Genomic DNA, 13,985 nt, shown 5'->3' with positions numbered 1-13,985 from the left:
GGTGTGATCGCCATATAGGATTAGGGGCGCGTGAAGTCAACGGCCGCACCCCACCGGACAAGCGGCGATCGCGCAAGGCTCAACCGCAATCGCCCCCGACCGCACAGCTCTCGCCGCCGCCTTCGGCCGCCGCGACCACGCCTTCCCCTTCATCGAGCAGCTGCTGAATCGCCGCGCCGACTGCCAGGTCGGGGACATGGCCGAAGCGGTGGAGGCGAAGGCGTCCCTGCCGGTCGATCAGCAACAGGCTGGGCGTGCCGCGCAGGCCATAGCGCGCCATGGTGACCGGCACGCCCGCCGGATCGTCGTGGCGGTCGACCGCGACCGGCCAGGCGATGCGATATTCGTGAAGAAAGGGCTCGAGCGACACCGGCGTCATCGCGGCGTGATGCTCGAACACACTGTGCAGGCCGATCACCGTTACCGCGTCGCCGGGAAAGATATCGTGGATGCGCCGAAGCTGCGGCAGGCTCTCGGCGACGCAGCCGGGGCACAGCATCTGGAACGCCCCGATGACGACGACGCGCCCGCGCAGGCCGGCAAGCGACAACGGCGCGCTGTTGAACCAGCGCGCGATGTCGAGTTCGGGTGCCGTCGCTGCGGTCATAGTCGTCGTCCGCCTTTCCTTTCGCGCGCCGGGACTCGGTCGACCGGCGTATTCGGCGATCCTAGGGCGGCGAACCGCGAGTATAAACCACGACCTTCTGCCGCTCAGCGCAGCAGGATGTGCGCCACTTTGAAACGGTTCATCCCGCAACGGCCACGGTTCGGCAGCAATTCCGTGGTCATCGCCCGCGCGGATGCGTTGAACCCGGACCGCAATGACCAAATTCTCAAGGAGAGACGACGCGATGCGAAAGATCGCTGCTTTTGTGACTTCCCTTTCCCTCGGCATGGCCCTCGCGGCCGGTGCGCCCGCGATGGCGCAGGATGCCGCCGCCGCCCCGGCCGCCGGCCCCAACCTTGCGCCCGGCACCGTCGTCTACGACAGCGAAGGCGCGACGATCGGCCCCGTCGCCAGCGATGCCGGCGACAATGTCGTCGTGACGCTGAACGGCAAGCCGGTCACCCTGCCCAAGAACGCCTTTGCCAAGGGCGAGAAGGGCCCGACGATCACCGTCACCGTCGCGCAGCTCACCGCAGCGATCGACCAGGCCGCCGCCGCCAGCGCGCAGGCGCTCGAAGCCGCCATCAAGCCCGGCGCCGAGGTGCGCAGCGCCAACGGTTCGGCCGTGCTCGGCACGGTCAAGCTCGCCGACGCGTCCGGGGTCGTCGTGACCACCCCGACCGGCGACGTCAAGGTGCCGAAGAACGCCTTCTTCGTCGCGCAAAGCGGCCTCCAGACCAGCTTCACCGCCGACCAGTTCGCCGCCGCGATGCGGCAGGCGAGCCAGGCTTCGGCCGCCGATGACGCCGCAGTGACCGCGGCGCTGAAGACCGGCGCGGAAGTGCGCGGCATCGAGGGCACGGCAGTGCTCGGCACGGTCAAGTCGTTCGACGCCGCGAATGTTGTCGTCACCACGACGAGCGGCGATGTCGCGCTGCCGCGCAGCGCCTTCAACATGGGCGCGAGCGGTCTCAGCGCCGCCTACACCGCGGACCAGTTCGCTGCCGCCGTCGCCCAGGCGACCGGCGCCGAGGCTCCACAGACGGCCGACGCCTCCGACGCTGCCGCACCCGCGGACGAACCGCAGGCGAAGGAAGCCAACTAGAGTGTTTTCAAGTCAGGTGGAATCACCTGACGACTCGGAAAACACGGTAAAGCAAGAATCTGGAGTGCCGGTTTTGATTGAAGCAAAACCGGCACTCTAAGCCGGCAGGCTTTTTAGGAAGGGGCGCGAGGACACCGTTCCTCGCGCCCTTTTTTTTGCGCCCGCTATCTTTGCCCCAATATGTTCAATATTCGTGCTGCCAACCAATCGGCATCGGCGCCGGCGAAGCTGTGCGAGGCGCTGTCGAGGCGCTCGACGGGCACCGCGCCGGGATGGCACGCTTCCATGAAAGCCTGCGCCGTCCGGTCGCCGGTGGCGAGCAGGATCGTCGCGGGGCAGGGGAGCGACGCCAGCGCGGCATCGAGGCGCGCGGCGAGGCTGTCGGGCGCGGCCTGCGGCTTCTTCCGGCCCAGCGCCGCGACGCCGCGCAGCAATTTCCTCAGATCGACCTCGCCCTTGATCAGCCGGATCAGGCTTTTGGGGTCGCGGAGCCGCGCCAGATAGCGCGCGCGGATCGCCGCGGCGGGGGGCAAGGCGGACTCTCCCGCCGCTCCATCGTCGGCGTCGCCTTCGTAGGTCCACGGATTGGCGAGAATCAGCGCGTCGAGCCCCGCCGGGCGGTGGAGGAGCAGCGCGCTCGCGGCGTCGCAATTGCCGAAGGCGACGATGCGGGTGATGTGCGGCGCGGCGGCGCGGAACGCGGGAATCGCGGCGGCGATGTCGAGGCCGCTCGTCTCGAAGCCGCCGTTCGCGCCCTCGCTGTCGCCGATCCCGCGGCGGTCGAAGCGGAAGACCGGGTGGCCTGCCGCGGCGATCCGTTCGGCAAGTATCGCCATGCCGCGGTGCGCGCCGCTGCGGATCTCGTTGCCGCCCGACACGATCAGCAGCCCGGTCGTCCCCGGCGCTTCGTCGAGCGTCGCGGCGAGCTCGGCGCCCGCGCAGGGAAAGCTCAGATGATGCCGCATGACCGGCTCCATGCGGCGATGTCGGCGGCGATCGCCTGCGCCATGCCCGCGTCCTCGCCGGGCTCGGCGCGCAGCCACAGCGGAGTACCCGCGATGCCGTCGGCGCCGAGCGCCACGCTGCGCAGCGGCTCGACGGGATGCGTCTCGGCCTCGGCGAGTTCGGCGATCATCGTGGGGGACAGCAGATTCCCGGCGAGCAGCAGCGGCGCCGACGCCGCTTCGGCCTGCAGGCTGTCGAGCGAGGAAGCGACGCCCGCCTCGCGATCGGCCGAAACGCGGGCGCGGAGCAGCGTGCGGAGCAGCGAAGTGCCGCTTGCCGGCGCAAGCCGCCACCATGCCGCGGCTTCGGCTTCATGATCAATCAGCGCCCCGCCGCGCAGCGAGGCGACGATCAGCGGGCCGTCGATGCCGTGCGCGACCTCGGCGAGCGCGGCGCGCCAGCGCGTCAGATCGGCCTCGACGAGCGGGGCGAGGCTTTCGTTCTGCCCCGGCAGGTCGGGCAGAAGCGCCGCGAAACCTTCGGCCGCGAGCGCGCGCATTGCGAGCACCAAAGTGCGCCGCGTGCGGTTCGCTTCCTCGAACAGCGGCGGAACGAAAAGGATGGTCGCGCGGGGGAGGCCGGCGGGGTCTATGCGCAGTTGATATTCGCCCATGCGCCCCCGCGATTCGCCTCAGCCCGCGACCTTGCGCACCGAAAAGGCGAGCAGATTGCCGTAGGTTTCGAAAATCTCGCCGTCGACCTCGTCGTCGTCGATCAGGATGCCGAGCCGGTCCTCCATTTCAGTGAGCACGGTCGCGACCGCCATCGAATCGAATTCGGGCAGTTCGCCGAACAGGCCGCTGTCGGCGGTCAGCGCGGCGGCGCGCGCCTCGCCGAGGCCGAGGACATCGGCGAGCAGCGCGCGCAGGGTGGCATCGACGGCGGTGGCGGGCGTATCGGTCACGAGCATATCCTTCAGGCGCGCCCGAGCGCCGAGCGCGCAAAAGCCTTGAGTGCCGGCCCCCATGCCGCGATGCGCGACGGATTGAAAGCCTCGATATGCCACAGCGGATCGTGCCGGTTCATCCAGTCGCGCTTGTAGCCGTCGTTGCCGGTGCCGAAATCAACGCGCGCGACGTGGTCGACCTCGATGACATGGCGAAACAGGGCGGCGGACAGCAGGGTGCCGGGCGACGCCTTCAGGCTGTCCTCGACATGCGCGAGCTTGTGGATGAAGGCGGTGCCGTCCTCGACCGTCCAGAACTGCGCGGCGACCGGCGCGCCCTCGATCCGCGCAAGCCCCATGCGAAAGGTGCCGCGCAGGCTCTCGGCCTCAGCAAAGGCGCGGAGCAGCGCGGGGTCGCCTTCCTCGGGTTTCCAGCTTGCGGCGTAGATCGCCTCATAGGCTTCCCAGACCGCGGGATCGAAGGCGGTGAGCAGCGAAATGTCGACCATGCCCTTTTTCGCCTTGCGCTTGACCGTGCTGCGCAGTGCGCCGGGCCGGCTCTCCCACCAGCCGTCATGGTCGAGCCCGGCAAGGTCGAGCCAGTGGCGGTCGCCCTTGGGCGCGGTCCGAACCCACCAGCCGGCGGCGCGCATCGCGGCGGCGATGCCGTCCTTCTCGCTATCGGGAACGGGATAGAGCGTCAGGCGCGCCGCCCGCTTGCGGAGCCGCGCGAACAAATCGCAGAGCGCGGCGGCGCGGCCCTCTTCGCCGGTGTAGAGCGGCCGGATCGCGAAGCTGTACCAGTTGCTCAGCCCCGCCAGCGCACCCGGTTTCTCGACGCGGAGCGGCAGCCACGCGGTCGTATCGCCCGCCGCGCCGCTCGCGTCAAAGCGCCCGCCGGGCGCGAAACCGTGCGCCGCCAGCAGGTCGAACCACGCCGCGCGGTCGAAGGGCGAGGCGAAGCCGGCGCCGCGCGCTGCGGCGGGCAGCACCTTATCATTAGCCTGATGTTCACCGTTCCCTTGCATGACGGGGCGCTCTATCACCACTCTCCTAACAGCCGATGACCAAAGCCCTAAGTCCGCCCTCCTGTCCGATCGACCATCTCGTCCGCCGCGGTGCGCCGGACGCGCCCGCGCTGCTGATCGGCGATCGGGTCACCCGCTTCGCCGATCTCGACGCCGGGGTCGGGCGCCTCGCGTCGTGGCTGCTCGAACAGGCGGGCGGGCCGGGCGAACGCGTCGCGAGCTGGAGCGCGAAGACGCGGACGGCGTGCCTGATGCCGCTCGCCGCGGCGCGCGCCGGGCTGATCCATGTGCCGGTCAACCCGCTGCTCAAGGCGCCGCAGGTCCAGCATATATTGGCCGACAGCGGGGCGAAGCTGCTGGTCACCAACGGTTCGCGCGCCGACTCGCTCGGCGGCGGGCGCCCCGAAGTCTGTGCGCTGCAGGATTTGACGATCGCCGAGGAGGTGATCGATTCGGGTGGCGAAGGCCTGCCGCCGTCGCTCGCCGAGCCCGGCGATCTCGCCGCGATTCTCTATACCAGCGGTTCGACCGGGCGGCCGAAGGGGGTGATGCTCAGCCACGCCAATCTGTGGCTGGGGGCGGAGAGCGTCGCTTCCTATCTGAAGATCGTGCCCGACGACCGCGTGCTCGGGGTGCTGCCGTTCAGCTTCGACTATGGGCAGAACCAGCTGTTTTCGACCTGGCATGCCGGCGCCGCGGTCGCGCCGCTCGACTATCTGACCCCGCGCGACGTCGTGAAGGCGGTCGCGCGGCATGGCATCACGACGCTTGCGGGGGTGCCCCCGCTCTGGGTGCAGCTGGTCGAGAGCGAGTGGCCCGCCGAGACGGCGGCGCTGTTGCGACGCCTCACCAACAGCGGTGGCGCGCTGACGCCGTCGCTGATCGATGCGATGCGCGCCACGTTCCCGAAGGCCGACATCTATCCGATGTACGGGCTGACCGAGGCGTTCCGCTCGACCTTTCTCGACCCCGCGCTCGTCGCCAGCCATCCGACCTCGATGGGCCGCGCGATTCCGCACGCCGAAATCCTCGTCTGCCTGCCCGACGGCAGCATCGCCGCCGACGACGAGCCGGGCGAGCTCGTTCATTGCGGGCCGCTGGTCGCGCAGGGCTATTGGCAGGATGCCGAGCGTAGCGCACAGCGGTTCCGGCCCGCGCCCCCTTCGTCGATCTATGGCGGTACGGCGGTCTGGTCGGGCGATACGGTGCGGCGCGACGCCGACGGCCTCCTCACCTTCGTCGGCCGCGACGATGCGATGATCAAGACCGCGGGCAACCGCGTCAGCCCGACCGAGGTCGAGGATGCGGCGGTCGCTTCGGGACTGATCTACGAGGCGGTGGCTTTCGGCGTTCCTGATCCGCGGCTGGGCGCGGCTATCATATTGATCGTGCGCGGCAAGGGCGGCGCGGAGGATGCCGAGGGGCTGGCGGTTTATTTGCGGCAGAATCTGCCGAACTTCATGCAGCCGCAGACGATCGAGTGGCGCGACGCGCTGCCGCGCAATCCGAACGGCAAGCTCGACCGTGTCGCGATCGCCGCCGAATGGGACGGAAAGGTGACGGCATGAAGCCGCATGGCCCGATCCCCCCCGGCTACGCCGCCGACGAGGACGGCATGTTGCTGATCGGCGGCCACCGCGCCGATGCGCTCGCCGACAGGGCCGGGGACACACCGCTGTTCGTCTATGACAGCGCGATGCTCGCGGCACGCGCCGCCGAATGGCGCGCGGCGATGCCCGCCGAAGTGCAGCTTCATTATGCGATGAAGGCCAACCCCTTCGCGCCGCTGCTCACCCATATGGGGGGGCTGGTCGACGGGTTCGACGTCGCGTCGGGGGGCGAGCTCGCGGCGGCGCTGGCGAGCGGCATGGCAGCCGAGCACATCAGCTTCGCCGGACCCGGCAAGCGCGACCGCGAACTCGAAGCGGCGATCGTGGCGGGCGCGACGCTCAACCTTGAATCGGCGGGCGAGACCGAGCGCGCGCTGCATATCGCCGCGCGTCGCGGCATGACGCCGCGGCTCGCGGTGCGGGTCAATCCCGACTTCGACCTCAAGGGCTCGGGGATGAAGATGGGCGGCGGGGCCAAGCCCTTCGGGGTCGATGCCGAGGCGGTGCCCGCGCTGGTCCGTCGCCTGATCGACGCTGGCGCCGACTGGCAAGGCTTTCATATCTTTGCGGGATCGCAGGCACTCGACGCCGCGGCGATCGCCGAGACGCAGGCGCAGACGGTCGCGCTCGCGGCGCGGCTCGCGAACGAGATCGGCGTGACGCCACCGCTCGTCAACCTGGGCGGTGGGATGGGTGTGCCCTATTTCCCCGGCGACGGCGCGGTCGATGCGGCGGCGGTCGGAACGGCGCTCGCGGCGACGCTGGCGGCGCGCGATCCGGTACTGGACGGGAGCCGTTTCGCAATGGAACTCGGCCGCTGGCTGGTTGCCGAGGCGGGCGTTTATTTGACGCGCATCGTCGACCGCAAGGTCAGCCACGGCGAAACCTTCCTCGTCACCGACGGCGGCCTCCACCATCAGCTTGCCGCGAGCGGCAATTTCGGGACGGTGATCCGCCGCAACTATCCGATCGCACTCGCCAGCCATTTCGGCGCCGAGCCGGTCGAGACGGTGTCGGTCGTCGGCTGCCTCTGCACCCCGCTCGACCGGCTTGGCGACCAGGTCGCGCTACCGCGCGCCGAGGTCGGCGATCTGGTCGCGATCTTCCAGGCGGGCGCCTATGGCGCCTCGGCGAGTCCCGCCGCCTTCCTGGGGCAGGGGCCGGCGGGCGAAATGCTCGTGTGAGGGCGAGCCCGCTTCTGTCCCGAAACGGAACGAAAGCCGACGGGCGCGGCGCGAACTTATTCCAATACTAACGGTATGTTCACCCTTTTCGGTGATGGCTGAGGCTGACGCAATGGCTGTCGCCGCGAGCTTTTGGCCCGCGGTCGCCTCCCCGGCCGGTCGAAAGGTGATTTGAACATGACGTCCTTCCCCTCGCTTCGCGCCGCGCGCGCCGCGCTGATTTCGGGCATCGCCGCCACCGCCCTGACGGGCTGCGCGGGCGGCGTCGGCGACGCGCCGCAGCTTCCCAGCGCCAATTTCGTCGCGAACCAGGAAGGACCGGGCGAGGAATATATCATCGGCCCGCTCGACGAGCTGCAGATCTTTGTGTGGCGCAACCCCGAACTCGGCGGCAAGGTGCAGGTGCGTCCCGACGGGCGGATCACCACGCCGCTGATCACCGACATGCCCGCGGTCGGCAAGACCGCGACGATGCTGCAGCAGGACATCAAGCTCCAGCTCAGCCAATATATCACCGATCCGATCGTCAGCGTCATCGTCACCAGCTTCAACAGCACCTTCTCGCAGCAGGTGCGGATCGTCGGCGCGACCGAAAAGCCTGCGTCGATCCCGTTCCGTGCCAATATGACCGTGCTCGACGCGATGATCGCGGTCGGCGGGCTCGGCGAATATGCGGCGGGCAACAAGGCGCGCCTCGTCCGCTTCGACAAGGGCAGCGGCAAGCAGCACGAATATGCGCTGCGCCTCAATGACCTGATCAAGCGCGGCGACATCAAGGCGAACGTCCGGCTGCAGCCGGGCGACGTCATCATCATTCCCGAAAGCATGTTCTGACGCGAGGCCGCAGCCACCGCCACGCTCAACCCTTCCAAGGATCGACCCCGACCGATGAACAGCCTTTACGACGAATTCCGGGTGGCGCTGCATAGCGTGTGGACGCGCCGCTGGCTGGTGCTGGCGGTCGCCTGGGGCATCTGCATCCTCGGCTGGCTCGCGGTTGCGTCGATCCCCAATCGCTATGATTCGCGCGCGCGGCTTTTGGTCGACATCAACCAGATCCTTCCCGACGACACGGGCGGGCCGATCGGCGGGCGGCGGCAGCTCGACGAGATCCGCGGGACGCTGACCAGCGCGCGCAATCTGGAGAAGGTCGCGGTGACGACCGGCCTGGTCCCCGCGGGCGCGAGCGATCGCGAAAAGGCCGGCGCGGTCGCGATGCTGCAAAAGAACATCAAGGTGGTTCCGCAGCAGGACAATATCTTCGAAATCACCTCGAGCATTGCGGTCGGTAGCCTGTCGGACGCCGACAATGCGAAGCTCGCCTCTGGCGTGCTCGACAGCCTGATCACCGTGTTCCGCGACGACCAGCTTCGCGGCGGCCGGATGAATGCGCGCGAGGGACTGAAATTCCTCGATTCGCAGATCGCCGACCGCGAAAAGGCGCTGCGCGAGGTCGAGGCGCGGCGCGCCGCGTTCGAGGCGCAGAATATCGGATTGATTCCCGGCGGATCGGGCTCGCCCGCGCAGCGTGTCGACGCGGCGCGCGCCGAGCTCAACCAGATCGAATCGCAGCTCGTCGCGGCGCAGGCGTCGCTCGCGGCCACCAACGGCCAGCTCGCCTCGACCCCCGCGACGATCAACGTCCCCGGCATGTCGGCGACCGGCGCCGGTGTCGCGCGGCAGCAGCTTGCGGGGGCGCAGAACGAACTCTCCGCGATGCGCGCGCGCGGGCTGACCGACGCGCACCCCGACATCATCGCGATCAAGAGCCAGATCGCCTCGCTGAAGGCGCAGGCTGACCGTGAGGGCAGCGGCGGGGGCGGCGGCAACGCGCAGAACCCGGCCTATGCCTCGCTCGCCGCGATGCGCGCCGAGCGCCAGGCGACGGTGAGCGCGCTCAGCGCGCGCAAGGCGCAGCTGACCGGCGATATCGCCAGGATCACGTCGCAGCAGATCCAGAACCCCGGCATCGCGGCCGAATATGACCGGATCAACGGCGAATATACCGCGATGAAGGCGCAATATGACAAGCTGCTCGGCCAGCGCGAACAGGTGCGGCTGCGCGGCGACGTGCAGACCGAAACCGACGCGATCAAGGTCGAGCTGCTCGACCCGCCCTCGAAGCCGACGAGCCCCGCCGCACCCAACCGGCCGCTGTTCCTGACGCTCGTGCTGCTCGCGGGGATCGGCGGCGGTATCGGTGCCGCCTTCGGCCTCGCCCAGGTTCGCGCGAGCTATCCGACCGCCGCGCGCCTCGAACGCGCGAGCGGGTTGCCGGTCATCGGCTCGATCACCGAAGTGGTGACACCCGAGCGCCATGTCGAGCGCAAGAAGAAACTCGTCTGGCTCGCCAGCGGCGGCGGGGCGCTCGTCGGGCTCTATGCGCTGCTGCTCGTCGCCGAATTCGTCCAGCGCGGCATGGTCGCCTGAGGGGACAGGATATGAACGAACATCGCCCCGTCAAGCGCCAGCCCTCGCTGCTCGAACGCGCCGCCGACCTGTTCGGCATCGATCCCGCCGCGGGCGCGCCGACGATCGACGTCAGCGGCCTGCCGCCCGAGCCTGAAAAGAAGGCGAAGAAGGCCGAATCGGTCATCGAACCCGAACCCGCCCCCGAAGCCGTGCCGGCCGTCGAGGCCGAACCGGTGGTCGAGGCTGCGCCGACGATCAAGCCTTCGCCGCGCAAGGAGGTCGCGCACGCCGCGCCCGCGGTCGTGCCGACGCGGCAGGGGACGATCGACCGCGACCGGCTCGGGGCGCGCGGGATGATCGTGCCCGGTGCGCCGGTGACGGGCATTTCCGAAGAATATCGCATCGTGAAGCGCGAGATCATCCGCAACTTCACGGGCGCGCCGGGGCGTCCGCTGCTGCCGCGCGGCCATCGCGTGCTGATCGCCTCGGCCAATCCGGGCGAGGGCAAGACTTTTTCGGCCGTCAACCTCGCGCTGAGCCTTGCGGTCGAGGCCGATCACGACGTTCTGCTGATCGATGCCGACATCGCGAAGCCGAGCGTGCTGGAGGCGCTGGGGCTGGACGACGGGCCGGGGCTAATGGACGCGCTCGCCGATCCGCACCTGCCGCTCGGCGACTGCCTGATCCAGACCGACATCGCGGGGCTGAAGGTGATGCCCGCGGGCACCCAGCATATGCACGACACCGAATTGCTCGCCTCGGCGCGCACCGAGGCGCTGCTCGCGCAACTCGAGGCGGGGGCGCCGGGGCGCATCCTGATCCTCGATTCGCCGCCGGTGCTCGCGGCCTCGCCCGCCGCGGTGCTCGCGGGGCATGTCGGCCAGCTGATCATGGTCGTGCGCGCCGACGAAACGCTCGAAAGCTCGCTGCGCGACGCGATCGGGCTGATGGGCGCCTGCCCGCACATCCAGCTGCTCCTGAACGGGGTCAAATATTCGCCGGGCGGCCGCCGCTTCGGTACCTATTATGGACAAGGAGGCGCGTCCTGATGCGCACCAACCGCAATCTCATGCGCCGCACCGCGGCGCTCGCCGCGCTGCTGCTTGCCGGAACGGCGGGCACGGCGCAGGCGCAATTTTCGGGCGACGCGGGGCCGGGCGGCGGCGATGCGCCGGGCGCCTCGGCCCCCGGACCCTCGGCCGAGGGCGGCCGCGACGCCACGCGCGGCAAGCAGAAGAAGCAGCGCCAGGTCGACGTCAGCCCCTATCTCGAGGTCGGGCAGGTGCTTTCCGCCGAGCTCAAGGGCGACGGCGACGTCCTCACCTATACGACGGTGGCGGCGGGCGTCGATGCGGCGATCGTCACGCGCCGCGCCGAAGTGGCGGCGACCCTGCGCTACGAGCATCGCTTCGGCGAATCGGGCGGGCTCGGCGACGCGGACATCATCAGCGGCCTCGCACGCGGCCGGGTCGAGGTCGCGCGCGGCCTCAACCTCGAGGGCGGGGCGCTCGCGACGCGCACGCGCGCCGACGGCGGCGGCATCGGCGGCCTCATCACCGGCGGCGACAATGTCGCGGACATCTATTCGGTCTATGCGGGTCCGACGCTGGCGCAGCGCGTCGGCAGCCTCGACGTCGGCGCGGGCTATCGCTTCGGCTATACCAAGGTCGACGTCGACGGATCGGGCAATGTCCCCGGCGGCAATTTCGACAGTTCGACCAACCATGTCGCCTGGGCGAGCGTCGGCCAGCGGCCGGGCGACCTGCCGTTCGGCTGGCAGGTGTCGGGCGGTTACGAGCGCGAGGATGCGAGCCAGCTCGATCAGCGTTTCGAGGGCAAATATGCGCGCGCCGACGTCACGGTGCCGATCGGTCCGACGGTCGCACTGCTCGGCGGTGTAGGCTACGAGGATATCGAGATCAGCCAGCGCGACCCGGTGCTCGACCCGAACGGCGTGCCGGTGCGCGACGCGAACGGTCGCTTCGTCACCGACAAGTCGCAGCCGCGCCAGCTGTCGTTCGACACCGACGGGCTGATCTGGGACGCGGGCGTGATGTGGCGGCCCAGCCGCCGTACCTCGCTGACCGCGCGCGTCGGCCGCCGCTATGGCGACACCATCTATACCGGCAGCTTTTCCTACCGCCCCGACCATGCGACGATGGTCCAGGTCGGCGTCTACGACGGGCTGTCGAGCTTTGGCCGCGGTCTGTCGAGCGGGCTGTCGTCGCTGCCGACCCAATTCGACCCGACGCGCAATCCGATCGACGGCAGCATCAACCCCTGCGTGTTCGGCGAGGAAGGCGCGGGCTGCCTCAATCCGCAATTCGGCAGCACGACCAGCCTCCAGTTCCGCAATCGCGGCGTCCAGGCGCTCTATTCGTCGCGCTTCGGCCGCTGGAGCTATGGCGTCGGCATCGGCTATGACCAGCGCCGCCTGCTCGTGCCGGAAAATTCGGTGCTCGCACCGCTCAACGGCATCAAGGACGAGAATTATTATCTCTTCCTGACCGCAGGCCGCCAGCTCGACGCCGATTCCGACCTCAGCCTGTCGGGCTATGTCAGCTACTTCGACAATGGCGCGGCGGGCGTCGGCGACATGCAGTCGGCGGGAATCGCGGCCGCCTATTCGCGACGTTTCTGGCGCGACCTGACCGGCACCGCCGCGGCGTCGCTCAACGCCTTCGACCAGGACGGCTTCGCCAGCGAACTGATCGGCTCGGCGCTGGTCGGCCTCCGCTACAATTTCTGATCCGGACCCCAAAGGGAAATAGCGATGTACGATCAATATTATGGCTTCACCGGACGCCCCTTCCAGCTGACGCCCGACCCGCATTTCTATTTCGAGAGCGGGACGCACAGGAAGGCGATGTCCTATCTGGGCTATGGTCTCGCGCAGGGCGAGGGCTTCATCGTCATCACCGGCGACGTCGGGGCGGGCAAGACGACGCTGGTCGGCCATCTGATGAACACGATCGACCCCAACCGCCTGACCGCGGTCAAGCTGGTGTCGACGCAGGTCGAGGGCGACGACCTTCTCCGCCTCGTCGCCGAGCAGTTCGGGCTCGAATGGGAAGGGCAGAGCAAGGCCGAGTTGCTGCGGTCGATGGAGCAATATCTGCGCGAACAGGCGCGCGCCGGACGGCGCACGCTGCTGATCGTCGACGAGGGGCAGAATCTCGCGATCTCGGCGCTCGAAGAGCTGCGGATGCTGTCGAACTTCCAACTCGGCGGTCATTCGCTCTTGCAGATATTCCTGCTCGGCCAGCCCGAATTCCGCCAGACGCTCTTCCACTCGCCGACGCTCGAACAGCTGCGTCAGCGGGTGATCGCGACGCATCACCTCGACCCGATGGAGCCCGAGGAGGTCGAGCCCTATATCCTTCATCGCCTCGGCAAGGTCGGCTGGACGGGCAACCCCAGCTTCAGCCCCGACGCGTTCGAGGAGATTTTCGACTATAGCGAGGGCGTCCCGCGCAAGCTGAACGTGCTGGTCAGCCGGCTGCTGCTCTATGGCGCGGTCGAGCAACTTGGCCGCATCACCGGCGCGCACGTCCGCGACGTGGTGAGCGAGATCGAGGCCGATCGCGGGATCGACCAGGCGACGCTGGTTGCGCTGCCGGTCGAGGCGCCGGCCCCCGTCGCCGAACCCGCAGCCGTGCTCGAATGGCCCGCTCCGCCCGTCGCCGCCGAGCCCTTGGCGGTGGCGCCTTTCGCGGCGCCCGAGGCCGAACCGCTCGATCTCGCCGCGTCGATGGCGCCGGACGAGACCGAGCCGGTCGTGGCACCGTCGCCGCACTACGGCGATGGGGGCTTTGCCGAGGCGCGCTCGCTCGTCGCCGAACAGCTTGGCCTCGCACCCGCCGATATCCGCGAACCCGAACCCGAAGCCGTTCCGGCTGCGGAACCGCGCGCGTGGGAAGCGGCGGCCGACGAGATCCCGGAGGAAACACCCGCGCCCGTCGACGACGCGCATCTGGTCGCGCTCGAGCGCCAGATCGCCGGGCTCGAGGCGCGTATCGCCGATCAGGACGCGGCGCTCCGCCGCGTGCTCGACCTGCTGATCGACTGGGTCGAGCGCGACCCGGCGAACGCCCCCGATCCGGCGGCATCGCAGACCTGGGCGGCCTGAGGCGCCACCCGGCCAACGG

Annotated in this window: 13 protein-coding genes; 8 read left to right on the top strand and 5 right to left on the bottom strand. The window is 69.3% G+C overall.

Annotated elements, in window-relative coordinates:
- Positions 1-79: 79 nt before the first annotated feature.
- Complete coding sequence (locus ACOTSS_RS12235) at positions 80-607, bottom strand: redoxin domain-containing protein (RefSeq protein WP_448688420.1); 528 nt, start codon at positions 605-607, stop codon at positions 80-82.
- Between the two features lie 265 nt (positions 608-872).
- Here ACOTSS_RS12235 and ACOTSS_RS12230 point away from each other — a divergent pair, with 265 nt between their 5' ends.
- The gene (locus ACOTSS_RS12230; RefSeq protein ID WP_448688419.1) at positions 873-1,712 is read left to right on the top strand and encodes a hypothetical protein; all 840 of its coding nucleotides are present in this window, start codon (positions 873-875) and stop codon (positions 1,710-1,712) included.
- 164 nt (positions 1,713-1,876) lie between these two features.
- Here the strand turns inward: ACOTSS_RS12230 and ACOTSS_RS12225 are convergent, their stop codons facing one another.
- Genes ACOTSS_RS12225 through ACOTSS_RS12210 form a run of 4 tightly spaced genes read right to left on the bottom strand, consistent with a single transcriptional unit; the run spans position 1,877 to position 4,631 of the window.
- Positions 1,877-2,677, bottom strand: coding sequence for a hydrolase 1, exosortase A system-associated (locus ACOTSS_RS12225; protein ID WP_448688418.1), 801 nt, complete (start codon positions 2,675-2,677; stop codon positions 1,877-1,879).
- The gene (locus tag ACOTSS_RS12220) at positions 2,662-3,330 is read right to left on the bottom strand and encodes a hypothetical protein (RefSeq protein WP_448688417.1); all 669 of its coding nucleotides are present in this window, start codon (positions 3,328-3,330) and stop codon (positions 2,662-2,664) included. Before ACOTSS_RS12220 ends, ACOTSS_RS12225 begins: the two co-directional genes overlap by 16 nt.
- An 18-nt stretch (positions 3,331-3,348) precedes the next feature.
- The gene (locus ACOTSS_RS12215; protein WP_095387174.1) at positions 3,349-3,627 is read right to left on the bottom strand and encodes an acyl carrier protein; all 279 of its coding nucleotides are present in this window, start codon (positions 3,625-3,627) and stop codon (positions 3,349-3,351) included.
- A 5-nt stretch (positions 3,628-3,632) separates the two neighbouring features.
- Positions 3,633-4,631, bottom strand: coding sequence for a GNAT family N-acetyltransferase (locus ACOTSS_RS12210; protein WP_448688416.1), 999 nt, complete (start codon positions 4,629-4,631; stop codon positions 3,633-3,635).
- A 35-nt stretch (positions 4,632-4,666) separates the two neighbouring features.
- On the opposite strand from ACOTSS_RS12210, the gene ACOTSS_RS12205 reads away from it, so the two are divergent.
- The 7 genes from ACOTSS_RS12205 to ACOTSS_RS12175 all read left to right on the top strand — a co-directional run bounded on the left by ACOTSS_RS12205 (position 4,667) and on the right by ACOTSS_RS12175 (position 13,966).
- On the top strand, positions 4,667-6,199 hold the full coding sequence (locus tag ACOTSS_RS12205) for an acyl-CoA ligase (AMP-forming), exosortase A system-associated (RefSeq protein WP_448688415.1): 1,533 nt from the start codon (positions 4,667-4,669) through the stop codon (positions 6,197-6,199).
- Entirely contained in the window at positions 6,196-7,425 is a 1,230-nt protein-coding gene (locus ACOTSS_RS12200) for a pyridoxal-dependent decarboxylase, exosortase A system-associated (RefSeq protein ID WP_448691341.1), read from the top strand. Before ACOTSS_RS12205 ends, ACOTSS_RS12200 begins: the two co-directional genes overlap by 4 nt.
- A 177-nt stretch (positions 7,426-7,602) precedes the next feature.
- Positions 7,603-8,259 carry an XrtA/PEP-CTERM system exopolysaccharide export protein gene (locus tag ACOTSS_RS12195; protein WP_448688414.1) on the top strand — a complete coding sequence of 219 codons (657 nt, stop codon included), beginning with the start codon at positions 7,603-7,605 and terminating at the stop codon, positions 8,257-8,259.
- Between the two features lie 54 nt (positions 8,260-8,313).
- Positions 8,314-9,855, top strand: a complete 1,542-nt coding sequence (locus tag ACOTSS_RS12190; protein WP_448688413.1) for an XrtA system polysaccharide chain length determinant — start codon at positions 8,314-8,316, stop codon at positions 9,853-9,855.
- A gap of 11 nt (positions 9,856-9,866) precedes the next feature.
- Positions 9,867-10,886, top strand: a complete 1,020-nt coding sequence (locus ACOTSS_RS12185) for a P-loop NTPase (protein WP_448688412.1) — start codon at positions 9,867-9,869, stop codon at positions 10,884-10,886.
- The gene (locus ACOTSS_RS12180; RefSeq protein WP_448688411.1) at positions 10,886-12,586 is read left to right on the top strand and encodes a hypothetical protein; all 1,701 of its coding nucleotides are present in this window, start codon (positions 10,886-10,888) and stop codon (positions 12,584-12,586) included. The genes ACOTSS_RS12185 and ACOTSS_RS12180 overlap by 1 nt, the downstream gene beginning before the upstream one ends.
- A 24-nt stretch (positions 12,587-12,610) precedes the next feature.
- The gene (locus ACOTSS_RS12175) at positions 12,611-13,966 is read left to right on the top strand and encodes an XrtA/PEP-CTERM system-associated ATPase (RefSeq protein ID WP_448688410.1); all 1,356 of its coding nucleotides are present in this window, start codon (positions 12,611-12,613) and stop codon (positions 13,964-13,966) included.
- The last annotated feature ends 19 nt before the right edge of the window (positions 13,967-13,985 follow it).

Source organism: Sphingopyxis sp. NJF-3 (assembly GCF_053514865.1).
Note: the sequence above shows the minus strand (reverse complement) of the source record. Positions and strands in the feature narration are given on the sequence as shown.